A 6,186-nucleotide genomic window follows, 5' to 3' on the forward strand; every position below is an offset into this window, starting at 1 on the left:
GATGGACGACCTGAGTGGATTTCTGAAGCTGGCACTGATTACCGCAACGCCGATCGCTTTAGGCGCATTCGCCGGAATTATGTCTGAACGGGCGGGCGTCGTGAATATTGCGATCGAAGGCATGATGCTCACCGGGGCAATGGTGGCCCAGTTAGTGGCAATGTACCTGTATCAGCCGCTTCAGAGCGTTTTTGGCGGTGCAGCAGTTCTGGTGAGTTTGCTATTGGGAACGATCGCTGGAATTGGCTCTGGGGCATTGCTGGGCGGTCTGCACGGCATCACCTCAATTCGCTTCAAGGCAGACCAGATCATTAGCGGCACGGTGATTAACCTGCTGGCGTGGGGCGTCACAGGCTGGGTGTTTCAACGCTGGATGACCACCGGTGCGCCCACCTCTCCTGGAACCTTTCCACGGCTGCCGATTCCGTTGCTGAGCCAGCTCCCGATCGTCGGTGATTTGCTATTCAACCATCAGCCGTTGGTCTACACAATGTTTCTGCTAACGGGCGTTCTTTACTACGTCCTGTTTTACACACCGTGGGGTCTGCGGATGCGGGCAGTGGGCGAACATCCTCGCGCAGCGGATACGGTGGGGATTAATGTCCCGCAGGTCAGGTATATTTGCACGATCGTTGGAGGGGCGATCGCCGGGCTTGCCGGAGTATGGCTGACGCTAGAGCAGGTTGGAGCCTTTTCACTTCGCATGAGTGCCGGACGCGGATTTATCGCTTTAGCCGCCATGATTTTTGGTCGCTGGCATCCGGTGGGCGCACTGGGAGCCTCTTTGCTGTTTGGACTCGGAACTGCAATCCAGATTCGAGCCGCTAGCCTCACTGCAACCGATTCCGCCCTGGCGTTGATTCCCTCCCAGGTGTATCAGGCAATCCCCTATCTGCTGACAATCGTGGCTCTGGCTGGGTTTGGCGGCAAAGCGACTCCCCCTGCGGCAAGCGGTCAACCCTACGAAAGCCATCAATAGAAAATCCATCCCCCCGATTTCCGTCGATCGAAAGACGTGATTCCGCCAGAGGTCGTTACGGTGAAAGTATCTCTCATCACCCGAATCGTCCTCTATGCTCACCGCGACGCCTAATACCACCCCGACCCTCGAAGCCGCGCAGCAAGCTTTTCAGCAGTTTATCCAGTCCTGCTCGAAATCCGATCGCCTTGTAACGCTGCATGATTCAGATGCAGATGGACTGACCGCCGGAGTCGTGTGGCAGCGTGCCTTTGAACGCATGGGCTTTGAGTCTGTGGTGCGGGTTGTGCCCGATCGCGAACGCAATGCCTGGACGACCGCAAACCAGCAAAAAGTACAGGCAGCCAACCCTGATCGTCTGTTTGTGATGGATCTGGGCAGTCAGGATCAGGCGGTGATTCCGGGTGTGCCGACCTGCTTTATTGACCACCACCATCCCGCAGGCGTGCCCGCAGGCGATACGCTGATCAGTGCCTACACCTGGGAACCTGTGCCCAATACGTCTTTAATGATTTGGGAGCTGTGTCGATCGCTCGTGGATATTGCTGATCTCGAATGGATTGCAGCGATCGGAACTGTGAGCGATTTGGGCGATCGTGCCCCGTTCGAGCTGCTGACTTCTGCCAAGAAAAAATACACTGCTAAGTATCTCAAAGAAGCCACTGCGCTGATTAATGCTTCGCGGCGAGCAGGCGAATACCATCCTGAAATTGCGGCTCAGGCATTGCTGAATCACATGAATCCGAAAGAACTGGTCAACTCAACCGCGCCCGAAGTCGAAACCCTGCGCCAAATGCGATCGGAAGTGAAGCAAGAACTCGAACAAGCCCGCCGCGCTGCTCCCACCTTTGCTGGAAAAGTTGCCCTGATTCGGCTGCATTCGCCCTGCCAGATTCACCCACTGATTGCCCAAAGCTGGCGCGATCGACTGCCCCAATACATTGTGATTGCCGCGAACGACGGCTATCTACCGGGACGAGTTAACTTCTCTGCGCGCTCGAACAGCCAGAATGTCCTCGAGTTTCTGCAAAGCCAGCCCATTAGCGACGGCGAAGGCTCATTTGGGCACGGTCACGATCAGGCATCGGGGGGAAGTTTGCCCGTCGATCGCTGGAATGAACTGCTGAAGCAGCTTGGCTTTTCAAAGCAGGTTTTCGCAAAAGCGTCTTGAGCCGACTTGAAGTTTGATAACCCGTGCCTGATTCAGGGAAGATGTCATTGCTCAGGCTGGGAGTCTTGAGCGAGAGCTTGAATATCCTGATGGGCGCATTCTAGCTTTGTTTGTGTTGCTTTTGTTTCTCCTTTAGAGGACTCCATTTCTCGCACCTGCAAGCCATCCCTTTTCACGGGCAGGTTTGGCTGTTTTGCCTGGCAGTTCGTCCGGCGATCGACGTTGCTGCCTTCTGCGATCGCTGGGAGCTAAACGATGGTAACCTTTACAAAGCTTTAGGAGATCTGAAAAAAAAGGGCATTGTCATCTCTATCTCCAGCCAACTGAACCTTCAACTCTCCTAGTCTTCTCTGGAGTAGAACTGCTGCTTGCCCAACTTCAGGGTGCGCGAAGCCGGGTACATTATCTGTTGTGATCTGGGCTGATAGTGGAAAGCAGGAACCGGGCTCTATCCACTTTGCTATGGTTACTAACCTTTGGATTGAGCAAAAAGGTAAAGGTTAGGGCATGATGTCATCCAATCTTAAATTCAATCCAGGAAATAGAGTGGAGGCGATCGCCTCTCCCATCTGATATCGTTGTTGAGCATATTCCCCATTTACCAATTGGCAAACAATAAACGTAGGTTGTTTTGGTTTCCCGATAAAGGCAATTCCGCCTAAACCCCGGAAATCTACAATCCAATACTCCGAGATGCCCAGCAGTGCATATTCTTCCACCTTACGGGCATAATCATCCTGCCAGTTAGTACTCACTACCTCCGCTACTAACCGAATCGCTTTACCACTTGTTAAAACAGGCTGTTTCTCCCAAAGCGGTTCTGTTAGCCAACTCAGCTTCATCCAGCACAATTACATCAGGACGGAGGGCTGTCGCTTCAGTCTCAGGTGGGCGAATCAAGCAGTTTTTAGGAATTGTCCATTTCAAGTTCAAACGCAAGATCTCAGCGAATAACCTCCCAGCCAGTTTTCCTGAAGTGGATTCGTGAGGTCCGGTTGGTTCCATGTCGCGCAGTTCACCATCGATTAGTTCATATCGTGGGTCATCGCCATACTGTCTTAGAAAGTCTTCAAAGGAGAGGATTTTAGAGGATGTGTAAGTCATCATTCACCCCATTGGGCTTAGCTTTCAAATACAGATCAAGTACCTTGTTCCCAATTGCTTCCGCCGCTTTCTCAAACACTGACATTAGATCCTCCCCAGTACACGCTTACATTTAGAGGGCATATAAAGGGCTGAGACTCTCAAAAAATGGTGATTTAAGGTCAGCAGAGCAATACCTCCTAGCTTTGCTAACTCGATAAGGGCTTCTAAGCATTCCACTCTCCACTGCTCTAGCTGGTCCTCGTACTGAATCAATTCCTCACGCTCAGCTTTAACTAGTTCGCCCTGCTCACAGCGATTGCGCAACTCGTTCAACTGCTGCTGCTCATCCGTAGGAAGACAACGCTGGAGCACGTCAATCAAAGCCACTTCTTCAAGACTAGCTACAGCTTGCTGCGTAGGTTCAGATAAAAACTCCAATAATTGCACCAAAGCAGTGAACCGATTGGTCAGCAACCGCTCAATCAGTTCGATCGCCCTTCTACAAATATTGGTAGCTGGAGTCATAGAACGCTAAATAGATTTGTGCTTAATCCCAATTGTACTAAAGCTCATCCCAAAGCTCCTCAGGTAGGGTATAACCCAAACTTAAGATTTCTTGTTTTGACAGGTGAGGGCAATAGCCGTTCATCTGATGAATTGAAGGTAGTCTGGACTGTAAAAACAATTCAGGAGCAAAAGGTTGCTGTGGAGTGTGAAACATTAAGTCGTCGCGTTTTTCCACCAGCTTGGTTGGCACGGTATGAGTGAGCAACCGAATAGAGTTGAGAATTTCCAACTCTCTCAACTACTTGGACAATACCTCAATCTTGAAAAGTTCTGCACTTGCACTCAAACCTACCAGAAGTATGCCGATCAGATTGATCCGTACCCCGAGAACTTAGAAGAGACTATCCCAGCACTAAAAGCTTTGTGCCAACACATCCTTGACCCCGCGATTACTCACTTTGGCATGGAGCAATTTCAGTTAACCTACGGATTCTGCTCAAAGGATCTGAAGCGGTTCCTGGCTCAGAAAGACCCAGAGACAGGGATTAAGAATGGACGGGTTGATCCGAGTCGTGACCAGCACATGGCCCATGAGAAGAACCGAAATGGCAAGTATTACTGCGATTGCCTCGGTGCTGCCTGCGATTTTCGGATTGTGAAGTTGGAGAGCAATCGTCTTGTGGAATGGATTCTGGAACAGCAGTTACCGTTTGACTCGCTGTACTACTACGGGGGCGATCGACCCATCCACATCAGCTATAGCCCAAAACAAAGGAAAGCTATTTGGGTATTTACCGATGGAGGAGTACCCACAAGGAAAGGGATTGAGCATTGGATAAAAGCACCAACTTAATGGAGCTAAAACTTTATGTTTCCTACTGATGGACAATCACAGAGTCCCTACTCAATTCAATGTAATTGTGCTGAGATAGCAAATTAACGATGAGGGATAGATTTGTAGTGAAAAGAATTTCTAAGTCTGCGTTTTTGATATTTCCCGTTGTGACGAGCAGAAGTTTATAGAATTCATTTGATATCTTTTTAGGGTGTAGCTAACCGCTTCAGCATGAGCCGGATAAAGCAAAGATTGAGCTTTGCCCTCGCATGGTCTAAAGTCCACTCAAAGTTCTTCACTAAACTCTTGCACCGCTCCACCCAAGCATTCGACCGTTCCACAATCCATCGAGTGGCTACTCGGACAAAGCCAGATTTACCCTGAGCCTCCTTTTGCGCCTTCGACGGTTTGGGAGAACGCTCAAAGCGAATCTTCGTCATAATCTGGGGATAAACGTTTTTAAGCGCTTGCTTGATCTTGTCTGGATGATACCCGTGGTCTATGAGGATTGTAATCTTGGGAATATTGACAGGTTTCGCTTTGAAATAAGCGATATTGTTCGAGAGCATCTCAATCAATCCCTGGTCATCTGTCACATTTGCTTTGGTGCAGTGGGTAAAGAAGGGAAACCCTAAGGTATCCACTGCTAGATGTCGTTCCATTCCATTAGTTGCTTTGTAATGACAGAACCCTTTGGAGGCAGCACTCGCATTGCAAGTGTTCTTCACTGCCTGAGAATCAATGATGATTAGGGTTGTCCACTTCGGTTTTTTTGAACCTGTTGCCGCACTTTTTGATGAAGTGCCTCGAGAATCTGGTCGAGAGCTCCAGTTTCCCGCCACTGCTTGTAGTACCAGAACACGGTGGAGTAAGGGGGCAGATCTCTCGGCAGGTCACACCAGTTACAGCCATTCTTGAGCTGGTAGAAGATGCCATCAAGAATTTGACGTTTAGTCCACAATGGTGGTCTAGTCTGCTTCTTGGACGGCAAGAGTGGCTCAATAATTTTCCATTCTGCATCGCTCAGGTTGCTGGAGTATGCCATTTTTGCTTTAGTTTAATCCATCATCCTCAAAGATCTCAAATGAGTTCTATAGGAGTTGAAGTTTTCAAGGGCAAGGGCAAGGAAAATCATTTAACCAGCGGCATAATCGGTAAATTGACGCATAAAGGGTGGTTGAAAACCGAGAACAATGTCTTGAGTGGGAACGCCCAGGGCAACCAGTTCCGCTGCGATGTCATCTTCTGTGCCATTCCATTGAATCCAGATTTTGTTGTCTTTAATATCTAAATGAAGGACAGGTCCAAAAACATGGCGTTTGTTATGCCAGCCAATATAGATAAGTTGGTAGTGATCTTGTGTTTGATCAAACAGCGTCTGCGCTTCCACTTCTTGGTCGCTGCCACGGTTTGCTTTTTCTGTTAGCAAGGTTTGAATAAAGGCTCGGTACTGATCTAAATTTGCCATTGCACGATCGCCTCCTGTTCAATGTCATACAGCCTTTTCCAGGCTGGCGAGGTACAAGATAGAGTAATGGAAGTGCCATCTAGAAGCTGCCTGACATGAAACCCTATTCCCGTGACCTGCGCCAGAAACTCGTAGAGCGA

General features: G+C 49.4%; 7 protein-coding genes and 1 pseudogene. 3 read left to right on the top strand and 5 right to left on the bottom strand.

Annotation, left to right across the window (positions count from 1 at the left end):
• Position 1 precedes the first annotated feature (1 nt).
• A complete protein-coding gene (locus NDA02_RS24975) occupies positions 2-979 on the top strand; it encodes an ABC transporter permease (protein WP_190791106.1) in 978 nt (325 codons plus the stop codon).
• A gap of 94 nt (positions 980-1,073) precedes the next feature.
• Positions 1,074-2,150, top strand: coding sequence for a phosphoesterase (locus tag NDA02_RS24980; protein WP_348256134.1), 1,077 nt, complete (start codon positions 1,074-1,076; stop codon positions 2,148-2,150).
• A gap of 500 nt (positions 2,151-2,650) precedes the next feature.
• Here NDA02_RS24980 and NDA02_RS24985 read toward each other — a convergent pair.
• Positions 2,651-3,254: pseudogene (locus NDA02_RS24985) on the bottom strand (Uma2 family endonuclease).
• A gap of 84 nt (positions 3,255-3,338) precedes the next feature.
• Positions 3,339-3,710, bottom strand: a complete 372-nt coding sequence (locus NDA02_RS24990; protein ID WP_348256135.1) for a hypothetical protein — start codon at positions 3,708-3,710, stop codon at positions 3,339-3,341.
• Between the two features lie 286 nt (positions 3,711-3,996).
• Here NDA02_RS24990 and NDA02_RS24995 point away from each other — a divergent pair, with 286 nt between their 5' ends.
• Positions 3,997-4,596 (top strand): hypothetical protein, encoded by a 600-nt coding sequence (locus NDA02_RS24995; RefSeq protein WP_348256136.1) that lies wholly within the window; start codon positions 3,997-3,999, stop codon positions 4,594-4,596.
• Positions 4,597-4,784: 188 nt separating this feature from the next.
• On the opposite strand, the gene NDA02_RS25000 is transcribed toward NDA02_RS24995, so the two are convergent.
• The 3 genes from NDA02_RS25000 to NDA02_RS25010 all read right to left on the bottom strand — a co-directional run bounded on the left by NDA02_RS25000 (position 4,785) and on the right by NDA02_RS25010 (position 6,046).
• The gene (locus NDA02_RS25000) at positions 4,785-5,324 is read right to left on the bottom strand and encodes a transposase (protein ID WP_190794754.1); all 540 of its coding nucleotides are present in this window, start codon (positions 5,322-5,324) and stop codon (positions 4,785-4,787) included.
• 2 nt (positions 5,325-5,326) lie between these two features.
• Positions 5,327-5,623: a transposase gene (locus NDA02_RS25005; RefSeq protein WP_190794751.1), complete on the bottom strand. Its 297-nt coding sequence runs from the start codon at positions 5,621-5,623 to the stop codon at positions 5,327-5,329.
• 90 nt (positions 5,624-5,713) lie between these two features.
• Positions 5,714-6,046 carry a XisI protein gene (locus NDA02_RS25010; RefSeq protein WP_190794752.1) on the bottom strand — a complete coding sequence of 111 codons (333 nt, stop codon included), beginning with the start codon at positions 6,044-6,046 and terminating at the stop codon, positions 5,714-5,716.
• Positions 6,047-6,186 lie beyond the last annotated feature (140 nt).

Source organism: Leptolyngbya sp. ST-U4, assembly GCF_039962215.1.
Lineage (GTDB): Bacteria > Cyanobacteriota > Cyanobacteriia > Elainellales > Elainellaceae > Leptolyngbya_A.

Coding starts and splice junctions, on each gene's coding strand:
- NDA02_RS24975 (WP_190791106.1), top strand. CDS start 2: ATGGACGACCTGAGTGGATTTCTGAAGCTGGCACTGATTACCGCAACG.
- NDA02_RS24980 (WP_348256134.1), top strand. CDS start 1,074: ATGCTCACCGCGACGCCTAATACCACCCCGACCCTCGAAGCCGCGCAG.
- NDA02_RS24995 (WP_348256136.1), top strand. CDS start 3,997: ATGAGTGAGCAACCGAATAGAGTTGAGAATTTCCAACTCTCTCAACTA.
- NDA02_RS25005 (WP_190794751.1), bottom strand. CDS start 5,623: ATGGCATACTCCAGCAACCTGAGCGATGCAGAATGGAAAATTATTGAG.
- NDA02_RS25010 (WP_190794752.1), bottom strand. CDS start 6,046: ATGGCAAATTTAGATCAGTACCGAGCCTTTATTCAAACCTTGCTAACA.